This window comes from Bombilactobacillus sp. ESL1197 (genome assembly GCF_058107145.1).
Map to the genome: position 1 here is coordinate 1,129,292 of NZ_JBYLTY010000001.1, position 13,705 is coordinate 1,142,996.

Sequence of the window (13,705 nt, forward strand, 5' to 3'; positions counted from 1 at the left end):
TAAAAGATGCAATATACTAGCTTGATACCCCGATTTTTACGATATGTCAAACAAAATACACGCTCAGATGAATCGGCCGATACGATCCCCACAACTAAGCGGCAAGTTGATTTTTTGTTAAAATTAAAACAAGAGTTACAAGATTTAGGTTTAAGTGAAGTTGTTTATCACGTAGACAATTCGTATTTAACGGCCACGTTACCCAGTAATTTGGACTATGAAGTACCCACGATGGGTTTACTAGCACATGTTGATACGGCTGACTTTAATTCAGAGCACGTTAACCCTCAAGTCGTGGCTAATTATGATGGACACAGTGTAGTGAACTTGGATGCGCAAGGACAATATCAATTAGATCCAAAGGTTTTTCCTAATTTGAAGCAGTATGCAGGGCATGATTTAATTACGACAGATGGAACGACTTTATTAGGAGCTGATGATAAAGCTGGTGTCAGTGAAATTGTGACGGCAATGGAATATTTGCTGGAGCATCCTGAGATCGCTCATGGGAAGATTCGGTTAGGTTTTAGTCCCGATGAAGAAACTGGTAAGGGTGCGCACCACTTTGATTTTCAAGACTTTGCCGCTGATTTTGCGTATACAATTGATGGCGGATCGTTAGGTCAATTGGAATACGAAACTTTCAATGCTGCCGCTGCACAAATTACGATTCATGGTAAAAATGTACATCCAAGTGTTGCTAAAGATGTTATGGTTAATGCTAATCTGATTGCCTTACAACTGCAGGCTGCTTTACCTAGTGAACAAGTACCAGAAAAAACTTCCGGACGCGCAGGGTTCTTTTTATTAACGGATATTCAAGGAACGATTGATCAAGCACAATTATCTTATATTATTCGAGATTTTGATCGCACCCAATTAGAACAACGGAAGCAATTACTGCAAACAATTGTGGATCAGTTAAATGACCAGTACGGTGCGCAGACGGTGGAAGCAAAAATCTATGATCAGTATTATAATATGATTGAAGTTATGCAAGACCATCTGGAAGTGGTACATTTGGCCGAGCAGGCGATGCATAATTTACAGATTGAACCGGATGAAACCGCCGTTCGTGGGGGAACTGATGGCTCTATTATTTCATTTATGGGATTACCGACCCCCAATATCTTTGCGGGTCCGGAAAACATGCATGGTCGCTTTGAGTATGTGTCACAACAAGTGATGAGCCAAGCAGTAGACGTCATTTTAGAAATTATTCGTTTAAATAGTCAAGGAGAATAGTTATGCCATTAGTTCATATTGAGTTAGTCGCTGGTCGTACACCAGAACAATTAAAACAATTATGTCAAGATGTTACTGCCGCCATTAGTAAAAATACGGGCGCACCTGCGGAACATATTCATATTATTTTAGATGAGATGCAACCGGATCATTATAGTGTCGGTGGCGTTTTAAGATCGGAACAAAAATAAGTCAAACGGGTATGCTGAATAGAGATTGAAACCAAAAAAATTTTTCGTCAATTTAAGCGAAAAATTTCTTTTTAGGGCAGGACAAAGGGATAGTAATGACGGGAATTTGGAATGTTGTTCAGAGATCCTTACTAATTAATCTTTGTCCTACTTTTTTTATTTATGTGAAACATTATCAAATAAGAAAGCATGAGGAAGGTTCATGGACCAACAACTGAAACCGAAAATTAGTACCGTCGGTTTATTATCATTAGGTGCTGGAGGAGTAATAGGTAGTAGTTGGATCTATACCAACAGCCAATTTTTTCACCAATATGGCGCTGGCGGCGAGATTTTTGGATTAATTGTTGCCGCTGGTTTGGCAATTTTAATTTCATTGTCGTTTGCAGAACTGTCAACTATTTATCCAGAAGCTGGTGGTGAGGTAATTTATGGTTATCAAGCTTTTGGTAAGAAAGGTGCTTTATTTGCTGGTTGGGCACTGTTAGGTGCGTACTTAAGTATTTTAGGCTTTTTTGTAACAGCTTCTAGCTTATTAATTGCACGTATTTTTCCACAGGTGGCGAGTGGTCCCAGTTACCATTTTGCCGGAGTAGCAGTCCATTATCGCGAATTGATTTTGGGAATTGGGATAACTTTGGTTGTTTATGGTTTGAATTATTTGGGGGCCAAATTAACGAGTCATGTACAAGCAACCCTCTTTTTTTTGCTATTAATTTTGGGGGCAGTTTTAGTAGTCGTTGGCTTTAGTCAAGGTAAAGTTACTAATTTTTGGCCAGCTTTTTATCCGAAACAACACCCATTACCGGAAGTTTTTCGCTTTATTTTACCTGCAATGACTTTTTTAACGGGCTGGGAATCAATTGGAATTTTAGCCGGTGAGTCTCAAACACCGCCCAAAAAAATTGGTTGGATTGTCATTGGAGCGATTAGCTTGGCGGCAGGATACTATATTGCAGTATTGTTATCTTCGGCTTGGATTTATCCGTGGCAAAAGACGGCTCATCTTTCAATGGGAACGATTGATGCTTTTAAAAAAGCTGGTTATCCGCTCTTGAGTGCATTAGCGTATCTCATTTCTTTTTTAGGGTTAGGAACTAGTTTTCTGACGTTGTTTTCAGCCGCACCCCGATTGCTGTTTTCGCTAGCAGAAAAGGATATTTTACCGCGTTATTTTGCGAAGATACATCCGCGGTTTGGTACGCCTTATAGGGCCTTAACCTTGACTTTAGTTTTGGTTTTAGCGATTGGTTGGTTAGGTAAAGGGGCCTTGACGTATTTTTTGGATACGGGCGGATTATTGACGGCACTAGCCTGGAGTTTTAATACGTTAAATTTACTGAAAATTCGGCGTAAGAATCCAGATTTGCGGGGTGGCTTTTATAACAAATCGCTATTTTGGCCAATTTTAGGTGGCGTAGCGGCTATTTTGATTACTTTAGGAACGATTATTCCAGGAACACCGGTTTCCTTGGTTTGGCCTTATGAATACGTCATTTTAGGAGCTTGGGTGATCATCGGTTTGTTAACCTATTTTTTGCGTAAAAAGTAAATAATTGAAAATAAATTAAATAAAAAGACTGGGACTATCAAGCTAGTTAAAGTTGACAATGATTATACTGTTAACTTCAAACTAGCTTAAAATCCCAGTCTTTTTGATAATCTCAAATTAAGAATGATCACTGATGTATTGCATAATGCGTTGTTCATCTTCTGGAGTATAATCCGCTTTGCCAGCCTTGATAGCGTGGATTTTTTCCACCGAAAAATGGCTTTCAAATGCAAATTGTGCATCATTTTTGTGAGCTTTCTTTTGATATTCGATAATTAATTCCGATAAATTGTACTGCATACTAATCAATCCTCTCCTCGGTTAAAATGTTTTCATATGATTTAATGGCCAATAACGCCATTTAACAACGCCGACCACTTTATTCTTTTTAATAAAACCGATATAGCGGCTGTCCTTAGAGACACTGCGATGATCACCCATTACAAAGTACGAATCTTTGGGCACCCGATTGGTCTTTTTCATTTGCTGTAACTGTTTTTTAGAATAAATCTGCATATAGTTTGATGTTTTAGCTAACGAACTAATCGAAAAATTACCCGTATCAGCATAGCGTGTTCCATAAACACCATTGCTGCCATCATCAACTAATTTGAAACCTGGCTTCAAATAATTCTGGGATATTTTTTTGCCGTTAATATAAATTTCATTATTTTTAGCGACGACCTTTTCTCCTGGTGTGGCGATAATTCGTTTGATATAGAACTGTCCTGGCTCGTCGGGAGCATCAATGACGACCACTTCACCACGCTTTAATTGACTATGACGATAAGCAATTAAGCGATCACCGTCTTCAAACGTTGGCTGCATTGATGTACCAGAAACCCGGGCATTATCAAAGACAAAACGATTTAATAACGTGATAATGCCAAATAAAACAGCAGCTAATAAAAGGGTTTGTAACAGCCAAATGCCCCAATCCTTTAAGCTACTAGTTTCGTTAGAGTTGCTTTCTTTACTCATACTTAAACCTCACTTACCAATGATTAATAACTCTATTAATTAATATGATACACTTTTATGGAATTGATATCTTTAAAAACTTTGTTAAGATTCAATTTTGTCTCGACTTCTTAATTATGATAAACTTTTTAAATAACAATAATTTAAGGTCAACTATGCAAAATCTATCATATCCCCAACAATTACAACGATATCAAGCACAATTGCAAGCCGATAAAGAACTTAGCTATCGTTTACAGCAAATGCAATTAACACTACAAGCTTATCAAAAACAAACCTTGCCCTTTCAAAGTTTACCACCTTTGATTTTGGATGCCCAAGATTTGCAAAGATTATTACTTAATACTCAAGTTATGCCTAGTTTGACATGGCAACAAAAAGTTAAGTATTTAGAAAATTTAGCACGATTTATTGATGATTTTCGTCAGTTTCTGCAACAGCAGTATGGTGTTTGGGCCTTACTCAATCAAGCAATGTTAAATTGTTGGGTACAATGTTTCCCACAACAGTCGTACTTAGAATTAATGGCAGGCAATGCCAGTTTGAGTTGGGGACTACAACAAAGAAAACAATCAGTTATTGCGACCGATGATTTGTCTTGGTCTAAGCAAAGTCGCACCGGACATCAGCCGTGGTTACCAGTTCAGCAAGCTGATGCACTAACGGCCTTGCAGCGTTACGGCTCGCAAGTCGATGTAATTTTACTTGCTTGGAGTCCTGACCGCGAGGAAATTGATTGGCAAATTTTAAAAGAGTTACGCTCTTGGACAACTCGTCCACAATTATGGGTCATTGGTGAATATCGTGGGGCTACGAATAGTTTACGCTTTTGGCAAGGGGCCCATTTACATTACGATGCCAGAATTGCTAAGATTAATCAATTTTACCCAACCTTTGATTTAGTTAAAGATCATTTATTTGTAGTCAGGTGAATTATGAAAAGAACAATTGTTTTAAATATTTTAATGATATGCTTATTAGTGTTAGCAGGAGTTGTGGTTTCCAAAAATGATTTACGCAATTACCAAACACTGATGGATCGGGGGAATATTCGAGAAAATGCACTAATTTTTCCGTCACGTTCACGCCAATCAATTCCAACGGTTTTACGAAAGTTTGAACAAAGCAATGTGAAACATTATCAAATTAATTTTATTCAAAAAAAGAACCCCAATTTAAGTTATGTGTATATGTCACATAATGTCAAAGCTTTACCCATGACCAATGGTCGCTTTTTTTCACCAAGTGATTTTCAATCGCCAATCCCGTTTGTGGTTTTAGGTCGTGATCTTGGTCAAAAGACGTATAAACCTCAGTATCAAGCTTATTATCAATTAAACCATAACTACTATTCTGTGATTGGTTATACTGGCTTGAGCAATACCTCGAAACTCAATCAACATATCTTTATTTCAACTTCGCCCAAACAACATAATCATACTCAGATTCGACATTATCAAATTGTGATTGATGGACAATTATTAAATCATCCGCAAAAACTTAAAAAAGTTCAAACTATCTTGCATGCTAGTTATCCTTATCGTTCAGCAAATCAAATTAATAATATTAAGCAAAGCTGGTGGCTACGTTGGGGGTGGACGTTGCTGATTTTGTCAGGAATTGCGTTGTTAGTTCTATTTTTAAGCTTTTTTGTGCAAATTCCTGCGGTACAGTTATTGAAACGCTCCTTACTCAATGGTGATTTACTTTTAGACTTTCAATTTGGCAATTGGTTGAAATTTGTGATTACCGAAATGGTGACTTTTGGTGTCGCGTTAATCATTATTTTTGCTAAAATTCAAATTGTTAGTTGGAAATACTTTATGCTGTACTTAATCTTTTTATTTATTGCAGTCATTTTATTAGCAGCGTTTCAATTATTAATTAATCATAAGAATAAAAATGAGGCTCTTCATGAAAAATGAGTTACCGGCAACATTTGTCGCAAAGTATCAACAGTTATTGGGCGCTCAAGCAACGCCTTTCTTAGCTAGTTTTCAACGACCCGCAACGCACGGTTTTCGTTTAAATCCTGCTAAAAGTTCAACTGCCTTAGTCAATGAGGACTTAAGTCAACCGGTCTTGGGCGTGGATAATGGTTATTACGGTCAAGTTAGTGGTAAAGCGATTGATCATTTAGCGGGGTGGGTTTATTCGCAAGATCCGAGTGCCATGAATGTGGCCCAATTTGCTCAGCCGCAACCGGGGGAGCGAGTTTTAGATTTATGCGCAGCTCCCGGAGGCAAAAGTACGCAATTAGCAGCTTTTTTACAGGGGAAGGGCTTACTAGTAGCTAACGAGATAAATTCAGCGAGAGCGAGGACTTTATCCTCAAATATTGAACGTTGGGGGATTACTAATGCAATAGTGACCAATAATTCACCAGCACAATTGGCCAAGGTTTGGCCGCAATATTTCGACTGTATTGTAGTGGATGCACCTTGTTCAGGGGAAGGTTTGTTTCGTAAAGACCCAGAAGCCATGAAGTATTGGTCTTTGGATTATGTCTTGCAATGTGCCAAATTACAACGTCAGATTCTAGATTCAGCCGTGACAATGTTAAAGCCAGGAGGCCGTTTGATTTATTCAACTTGCACATTTGCTCCGGAAGAAGATGAGCAAAACATTGCCTGGTTAGTTGAGCATTATCCGGTGAAAATTATTGATTTACCAACTACCGCGCAGATGGATCACGGCTATCCTGAATGGGGCAATGGTCATGCTGATTTAACCAAGGCTGTACGCTTGTTTCCCCAGCATTATGCAGGTGAGGGACATTTTATTTGTGCGCTGCAAAAAAATGGAACCCAAGCTGCCGATTTATCGGCTCCAGCTGCTGTTTTAAAACATTCGAAAACCAAAAAACGGACTTCCTTAGACTTAACGACTTGGCAACAGTTTGTCCAGCAAACATTGACGCAGTCCTTGGACATTAAACCGCTGGTACAAGGTACTGAATTATATAGTAGTGTGATTGATGGTCAGGCGGTACCAACACTGCACGTTTTACGTAATGGTTTGAAATTGGGCACGTTTAAGAAAAATCGCTTTGAACCCAATCATGCCTTAGTATTGGCGTTAGCACCGGAGCAATTTCAACAAGTCATTGAGTTAACTGCGGAGCAATTCCAGCATTTTGTGCATGGTGAGGCTTTAACTTTGCAACAACGTTATGACTATCAAGGATTTGTGGCAGTTAGTTTTGAACATAAGATTTTTTCATGGGGCAAATTGGTTCAGCAACAATTGAAAAATTTTTATCCGAAGGGTTTAAGACAGTAAGCTTAGCCGGTAAATTCAAAAATTAACCGTGTTTATCGTTTCGTTTAAAGAATATGTCAATCGCAATTAGTAGCGAAATGATAACCTAAGGTGAAACACAAAAAATGTTCGTATTTGATTGATGATGAAACTTCCAAAGTTTTTTTTATTTTGGGGTTTACATCAATTATGGATACGAACATTTTTTAGTACTTCTCCAAAGCAGAAGTTTGGGTGTAATGGTTACAAAAGCTTGTAAATTTCCAGAGCAATTGATTATCACGTGTTGAAATGATTGCGCCACTTGCTAATTAACAGCGTGATGTCGGAGATTTTTTGAAGTGTTGGCTGATCCTTAATCAATTGCCAGCTACTGCAAGATTTTGCAGATATTTATCAGCTAGTTAAGGTTGCCATCCTGTTAGGACAACTTTGCCCTTCATATGTCCCGTTTCCACATCAGCGTGCGCTTTTTTCATGTTTGCAGCGTTGATGGGGGCGTAATTAATTTTGTTAATTGGTTGCAGTTTGTTTTCTTCATATAATTGCGCGATTGTATTTAAAATTTTGTGTTGGGAAATCATGTCTTTAGTTTGATAATATGATTTGCTGTACATCCATTCCCACGAAAAAGTGATGCGTTTTTTGGTCAGTTTTTGGAGGTCAATTAAACGCTGATTTTCGGTAGTTGCGACTACTTGACCGTCAGGATTGATGATTTCCGCAATTTCATCCCAATGAGCGTCCAGATTGTTGAGATTTAAAATATAATCTACGTATTGAAAGTTTAACTGACGGATTTGCTTAATTAAATTTTGGTGATGATCGACTACATAATCGGCCCCTAATTGTTTAACCCATTGAATCGCACTGTCTTGAGCTGCGGTTGCGATCACTGTAAGATTAGCTAGTTTGGCCAGTTGGATAGCGATAGATCCCACACCGCCAGCACCATTGATAATTAATATAGTTTGGTGGCTCTTAATGGTAGGGTCAATCTTTAACTTCTCAAATAAAGCTTCGTATGCGGTTAAGCCTACTAAAGGAACTGCGGCGGCGGCTTCGTTTTTTAAATTAGTTGGGGCCCATCCGACAATTCGCTCGTCAACTGCTTGGTATTGGGAATTACTACCAGATCTAGTGAAATCGCCGGCATACCAAACCCGATCACCAGTAGCAAATAAGGAGACTTGAGGACCGGTTTTGATAACTGTTCCGACAGCATCCCAACCAATGATTTGCGGAACTGTTAATTTAGTAGTACTTCCTGATTTGCGAACACCAATATCCACTGGGTTAACAGAAACGCCCTCCACCTTAACTAGTAAGTCATGAGCTCTAATAGTAGGTTCTAGAATGGTTAAGTCTTCGAAACTGTTCGCGTCAGAAATTGGTAGGTGTTGATAAAAACCGACAGCGTGAATTTTTTTAGTCATCTTTATTACCTCTCAGTAATGAAGATACTAATACAATTTCAAAATATTGGAAGAAGTGAATTTAAAAGCATTAGGTGAATTTAAATTCACCTCTAGTATCATTTCACTTAAAATGTATAATATATTTTATTGATTAATGAAAGTGAAAAAATTTAAAGTGGCTGAGTTGAGTGTTTTACAGAGAATTTTTAATTAACAACAGGTGAATTTTAAAATGCGAAAGAATTATAATTGCGACTTAGGATGTCCGGTACAAAATACCTTGCAATTCATATCGGGTAAATGGAAATGTGTGATTTTATATCACTTATTTAAAAATAGTGTCTTGCGCTTTTCTGAATTAGAGAGAAAGCTGCCTTATGTATCTAAAAGAATGTTGATTAAGCAGTTAAATGAACTAGAAAGTGATGGGATCATTGATAAAACAATTTACCCGGTTGTCCCGGTGAAGACTGAATATCGAGTTTCAGAATTTGGACAAACCCTCTCTTTTGTGATTGAAGCTCTGGAAACTTGGGGAACGGACTATTCACGGACAATGGTGAGGCAAGATTCAAGATTATAGATCAGTCAGGAATAATGCTTTGGCAGAACAGGATGAATTACAGTCTAAAATCAATCACAAATCGGATATTTGAGAGAAGTTAGAAGGGCTTGAACCTTAACTGAGGTTTTTATCATAATGTTTTTAGGTTTAACTGCGGACTAGCCTGAAAGCTGCCAACTTAGTTTTTTTTATAGATATAAAAGAAACTGGGGCAAAATTTCGGCTCATAACAAAAACGCAAGACAATCTTGAATTTTTTGATTGTCCTGCGTTTTTTGTTATGAAACTTCCAAAGTTGGTATTTAACTTTGGACTTGGAGGTTAATCTTCTGTATTAAATTTGTTGTAAGAAGTTGACTAATTCGGAACTTAAAACATAGTGCACCTGGGTTAATTCTGTGATGTTCTGACACCCTAACAATAGCATGATTTGTTGTAATTGTTGAATGAATTCTTGTCCAGCATTGATGGTCTGTTCTAAGCCTGAATGCTTTAAACTATGCAAAACAGGGGCTGCTATGCCCACAGCTTTTGCACCCAAAATTAAACATTTGATAGCATCTAAGGGATTACGAACACCACCGGAAGCCCAGAAATTCAAATCTGTTAATTTAGCTTGATTGATCGCTAATAAAGATTCTAAAGTGGTCAGTCCCCAATTTTGTAAGAACTGATAATCAGTCTGATGATTACGTTCACTTTCAATTTGGACAAAATTAGTGCCTCCACGACCACCAACATCAATGTTTTGCACGCCCAATTGCTGCAACTGCTGAATGCCAGACACACTCATGCCACAACCGACCTCTTTAATAATAACAGGCACACTCACTTGTGTGATAAGGTCTTTTAAGTTTTGACTCCAACAAAAATTAGTTTGGCCTTCAGGCATGACCACTTCTTGAGCGGCATTAACGTGTACCTGTAAATAATCAGCTTGAATTAAGTCAATGCACTTTTGGGCATCCTGCCAAGTAGTAGCAGCGGAAACGTTAGCCAAAATGACACCTTCGGGATTGGTTTGCCGAACAATTTGGTACGATTGGCGGACAGCGGCATTATCAGGATAGCGTAAATAATTACTCATTGAACCGACAGCCATGGCCAAATTTAATTGGTTCGCGACTTGCGCCAATTGCTGATTTAATTGGGTTACTTGCGGAGCGCCACCTGTCATTGCATTAATATACAATGGTGCTGCTGTCACTTTTTTAGTAGAAGGCCAAGTAAAAGTAGAATCAATTTGTTGGCTGGTTACATCTGGGATGATTGGGGCAACGACCCGGAATTGTTGAAAGTCGGCATTAGCAGACTGATAAAATTTTTCGGATAAAAAAATGTGTTCATTCTTACGTTGTAGATCATAAGGTTGTTTGGGCATAAAGACCTCCCAGATTAATTAAAAGGGGTATAGACATTAAAGTTCAACGGCTGAATACCGTTTTCCTGCCAAGCTTTTAATAGTTGCTTAGTTTGTTGATCGTCTTGAATCATGGCAATACCACAATCACCACCACCGGCGCCCGAACTTTTAGCAGCCGCATGAAATTGTTGTGCTAATTCACAAAGCTTATCTAAGCGGGCTGTTTCAATAATCACACCACTAAAGTCGGCTAATTTTTGTAGAATGCGACGATTAATTGTTAACTGTTGTAAGATCAGTTGCGCGTTGTTTTCTTTAAAACCTTGAATCATGGTTTTTAAACACTGCTTGGAAGCAGTTAAAAACTTTTGGTAATTTTGCTTTTGGTGTGCCCTAGCAGCGGCAATTTTATCGACTAATACCGGCGTTGAAGCAGGACTACCACTCCAACCGATTAATAATTTGAGATTGGGCGGACAAGTTAATGATTCAATTTTGAGTTGCGGCCATGGCTGTTGAATGACTTGAACTAAGGAGTTGGTTTTTAGTTGCTGGGTGAGCCATTGACGATCCGGTGATTGATAAGCAATCCAACCACCATAGACACTGGCGGCAATGTCGCCGAAAGAACCATTATTTTGGACCATAAAGTGAGAAATAGCTGCTAATTTAAAAATTTCTTCTTTAGATAAGTTTAGTTGGTAAAATTGTGCTAAAGCGCTGACTGTTGCGACAGTTACCGCTGCTGAAGAGCCCAAACCGTACTTTTTTCCATCGTCAGCATCTAACTGACTATTCACATTGACATCAAATAATTCTAATGAATGATTTTTTTCCAACGCATATAACTCTGTATATTTGATGGAGGATAAAATGTATTCAAATGGATTATCACGATTATCAATAACTAATTGATTGCCTTCTCTTTGCCAAATGACGGGCATTTCTTCATATTGTTTCGAATTAATTGTACCATGATCGTGCGCACGATTAATGGAGACCGTCACGAATTGATCCAAAGACACCACAATTGCTGGATACCCAGGCTCTACTACGGCATACTCCCCCGCAATATATAATTTACCTGGAGCTTTCACAGTTATCAATTCATCAAACCCTTTCATTGTTTGTACTATCTGTCTGTGTTGTAAAACACCAAAAAAATATTATAGCATAATTTTATTGAATTCCTGGTCCCGGTTTGAGAATTGTCGTAGTAGCTTGCGGAAAATTGGTTTGAATTTGTTGTTGTAACGTTACCACATCATTATCAGAAGTAATGACTTTGACATTCGGACCGGCATCAATGGTGGCATAGGCCAAGCAACCTTGCTGTCTTAATTTTGCCAAAAAATTGATGAGGCTTATGGTATCTGCCGAAAAATAAGAAAAACCAGGACGAGCCGTCCAATTTAAAGCATGCATTGCTAAAGCATTATTTTGCGAGATCAGGCCAATTTGTTCCAAATCTTGGTTGGCAATGGCATTAAGCATAGCATTCAGATCTGTTTGGACAATTTGGGGCCAAGCTTTGTAAAAAGGTGAGGTTTGCACCGCGTGTTGCATGCCTTGAGTTGAGGAAATTTTTTTAGGTTGTTGATTAAAAACCACGCTCACGATGCGAATAGGAATTTGGTTAGGTGGTTGGATAGGTTCAGAAAAAGAACTTTGATCGTCTGTGCCATGATGCCATTGGACAAAGCCCCCGAAGATTGACCGCGTAGCAGAACCCGAGCCCATACGGGCTAAGCGTGAGAGCGCGGTCTTGTCTAAATTCATTTGAAATAAGTTATTAAGAGAACCAGCCAAAGCGGCAAACCCCGAAGCTGAGGAGGCTAAGCCAGCAGCAGTGGGCACATGATTATCAGTTTGCACACAAATGGCGCGGTGGGAGTGATTTAAATGTCGAACATAATCTAAGAAGTGATGCGTACGTTGGAAAAATTTGGCCGGCGCAATTTCTTGATTGAGCCAAATTTGATCTTGAGGACCATCAATAAATTCAGTTGTCGTCGTCGTATAATAGCCATCTAAAGTTAACGATAAACTATCAGTATAAGGTAAGCGTAACTGCTGGTCTTTTTTGCCCCAATACTTGATGAGGGCGATATTGGTATGAGCTGTGGTAGTTGTGGACATTGATTAATTCCTATCTTTGTTGAAGTGATTGAATCCAAGTTTGGTGAGCACCGGCATTCATGACAGCCTGGCTGATGATTTGAGCGTTAGTTTGATCTGAAGCTAGGGCAATCAAACAACCGCCACGACCACCGCCAGTGATTTTAGTGCCGAGCGCGCCTGCTTGATTAGCAACTTGAATTAATTGATCGAGAAAAGGCAAACTGATTTTTAAGTCATGTAAAATCGTTTGGGCTTGTGTAAAAATGTGGCCGAGTTGCGTGACTTGTTGTTGTTGTAAACAGGTTTGTGCTTGCTTAGTCAATTGTCCTAATGTAGCTAATTTTTGATTGACCAGTTGTGGTTGTTGCTGTTTCAACACGCGTAAGTCATGAACCGCTTGGCCCGTGTTCCCGGTAATTCCAGAGTCAATAATAACTAAGTAGGCACAGAGATTCATGGTAAACGGCTGAATTAATTGATCTTTAATAAAATAGATCGGTTGCTTGGAGTTGACGGTGACGGCATCGACACCACTCGGAGTACCATGGATAATTTTCTCAGAAAAATTAGTATAATGAAGTAATGTAGCCTGTTCTAAAGGCGTATGTGTATAATTAAAGAGTGCCTTAGTAATGGCCGCTCCAGTGGCGGCGGAGGAGCCCATTCCACGTTCAATGGGCAACTGACTAGCAATGGTTATTTGCAGGTGCTGGGTAATGGGTAAATCGCGCATTAATAATTTAATTAAGGTCGCAATTCCTTGTAATTCTGGTAAAACATTGGTTAATGAACCGTGATAATATTGAGAAGCAATAGTTGTTTCAGTTGTTATGGGTTGAACCGTTACTGTGGTGGGAATATCCAAGAGCGGAATAGTGATGGCTGGTTGGCCGTAGACCACCGCGTGTTCACCGATTAAAATTATTTTACCGTGGGCTTGACCACAATTCGTCATAAAATCACCTTTCTCATAGTCTTTTATTTTACACAATTTAGACTTAAAACGCA

14 protein-coding genes are annotated in these 13,705 nt (G+C 38.8%); 7 read left to right on the forward strand and 7 right to left on the reverse strand.

Translation table 11 applies throughout. From position 1 onward, the window contains the following. Nucleotides 1-6 precede the first annotated feature (6 nt). The 3 genes from pepT (at nucleotide 7) to AC3B6B_RS05370 (ending at nucleotide 2,988) form a co-directional block, all read left to right on the forward strand. Nucleotides 7-1,245, forward strand: coding sequence for a peptidase T (gene pepT, locus AC3B6B_RS05360; protein WP_489757637.1), 1,239 nt, complete (start codon nucleotides 7-9; stop codon nucleotides 1,243-1,245). Nucleotides 1,246-1,247: 2 nt separating this feature from the next. Then, nucleotides 1,248-1,436: a 2-hydroxymuconate tautomerase gene (gene thmT / locus AC3B6B_RS05365; protein WP_489757638.1), complete on the forward strand. Its 189-nt coding sequence runs from the start codon at nucleotides 1,248-1,250 to the stop codon at nucleotides 1,434-1,436. A 202-nt stretch (nucleotides 1,437-1,638) separates the two neighbouring features. Next, nucleotides 1,639-2,988, forward strand: coding sequence for an APC family permease (locus tag AC3B6B_RS05370; RefSeq protein ID WP_489757639.1), 1,350 nt, complete (start codon nucleotides 1,639-1,641; stop codon nucleotides 2,986-2,988). A 117-nt stretch (nucleotides 2,989-3,105) separates the two neighbouring features. On the opposite strand, the gene AC3B6B_RS05375 is transcribed toward AC3B6B_RS05370, so the two are convergent. Together AC3B6B_RS05375 and lepB are read right to left on the reverse strand one after the other, a co-directional pair. Then, nucleotides 3,106-3,288, reverse strand: coding sequence for an LBP_cg2779 family protein (locus AC3B6B_RS05375; protein ID WP_489757640.1), 183 nt, complete (start codon nucleotides 3,286-3,288; stop codon nucleotides 3,106-3,108). Nucleotides 3,289-3,309: 21 nt separating this feature from the next. Then, nucleotides 3,310-3,969 (reverse strand): signal peptidase I, encoded by a 660-nt coding sequence (gene lepB, locus AC3B6B_RS05380; RefSeq protein WP_489757641.1) that lies wholly within the window; start codon nucleotides 3,967-3,969, stop codon nucleotides 3,310-3,312. A gap of 155 nt (nucleotides 3,970-4,124) precedes the next feature. Between lepB and AC3B6B_RS05385 the strand changes: the two genes are divergently transcribed. The 3 genes from AC3B6B_RS05385 to AC3B6B_RS05395 are packed head-to-tail and all read left to right on the forward strand — an operon-like array spanning nucleotide 4,125 to nucleotide 7,251. Then, entirely contained in the window at nucleotides 4,125-4,901 is a 777-nt protein-coding gene (locus tag AC3B6B_RS05385; protein WP_489757642.1) for a hypothetical protein, read from the forward strand. A 3-nt stretch (nucleotides 4,902-4,904) separates the two neighbouring features. Further along, the gene (locus tag AC3B6B_RS05390) at nucleotides 4,905-5,894 is read left to right on the forward strand and encodes a hypothetical protein (protein WP_489757643.1); all 990 of its coding nucleotides are present in this window, start codon (nucleotides 4,905-4,907) and stop codon (nucleotides 5,892-5,894) included. Next, on the forward strand, nucleotides 5,884-7,251 hold the full coding sequence (locus AC3B6B_RS05395; protein ID WP_489757644.1) for an RsmB/NOP family class I SAM-dependent RNA methyltransferase: 1,368 nt from the start codon (nucleotides 5,884-5,886) through the stop codon (nucleotides 7,249-7,251). Before AC3B6B_RS05390 ends, AC3B6B_RS05395 begins: the two co-directional genes overlap by 11 nt. Nucleotides 7,252-7,634: 383 nt before the next feature. On the opposite strand, the gene AC3B6B_RS05400 is transcribed toward AC3B6B_RS05395, so the two are convergent. Beyond that, a complete protein-coding gene (locus AC3B6B_RS05400) occupies nucleotides 7,635-8,666 on the reverse strand; it encodes a zinc-binding alcohol dehydrogenase family protein (protein ID WP_489757645.1) in 1,032 nt (343 codons plus the stop codon). A 214-nt stretch (nucleotides 8,667-8,880) separates the two neighbouring features. Between AC3B6B_RS05400 and AC3B6B_RS05405 the strand changes: the two genes are divergently transcribed. Next, entirely contained in the window at nucleotides 8,881-9,231 is a 351-nt protein-coding gene (locus AC3B6B_RS05405) for a winged helix-turn-helix transcriptional regulator (RefSeq protein ID WP_489757646.1), read from the forward strand. Between the two features lie 316 nt (nucleotides 9,232-9,547). Here the strand turns inward: AC3B6B_RS05405 and fni are convergent, their stop codons facing one another. From fni to mvk, 4 genes are all read right to left on the reverse strand, one after another. Beyond that, nucleotides 9,548-10,594 (reverse strand): type 2 isopentenyl-diphosphate Delta-isomerase, encoded by a 1,047-nt coding sequence (gene fni / locus AC3B6B_RS05410; protein ID WP_489757647.1) that lies wholly within the window; start codon nucleotides 10,592-10,594, stop codon nucleotides 9,548-9,550. Between the two features lie 14 nt (nucleotides 10,595-10,608). Then, nucleotides 10,609-11,682, reverse strand: coding sequence for a phosphomevalonate kinase (locus tag AC3B6B_RS05415; protein WP_489757717.1), 1,074 nt, complete (start codon nucleotides 11,680-11,682; stop codon nucleotides 10,609-10,611). 73 nt (nucleotides 11,683-11,755) lie between these two features. After that, complete coding sequence (mvaD, locus tag AC3B6B_RS05420; protein WP_489757648.1) at nucleotides 11,756-12,715, reverse strand: diphosphomevalonate decarboxylase; 960 nt, start codon at nucleotides 12,713-12,715, stop codon at nucleotides 11,756-11,758. 10 nt (nucleotides 12,716-12,725) lie between these two features. Continuing rightward, nucleotides 12,726-13,652, reverse strand: a complete 927-nt coding sequence (mvk, locus tag AC3B6B_RS05425; RefSeq protein ID WP_489757649.1) for a mevalonate kinase — start codon at nucleotides 13,650-13,652, stop codon at nucleotides 12,726-12,728. Between the last annotated feature and the right edge of the window lie 53 nt (nucleotides 13,653-13,705).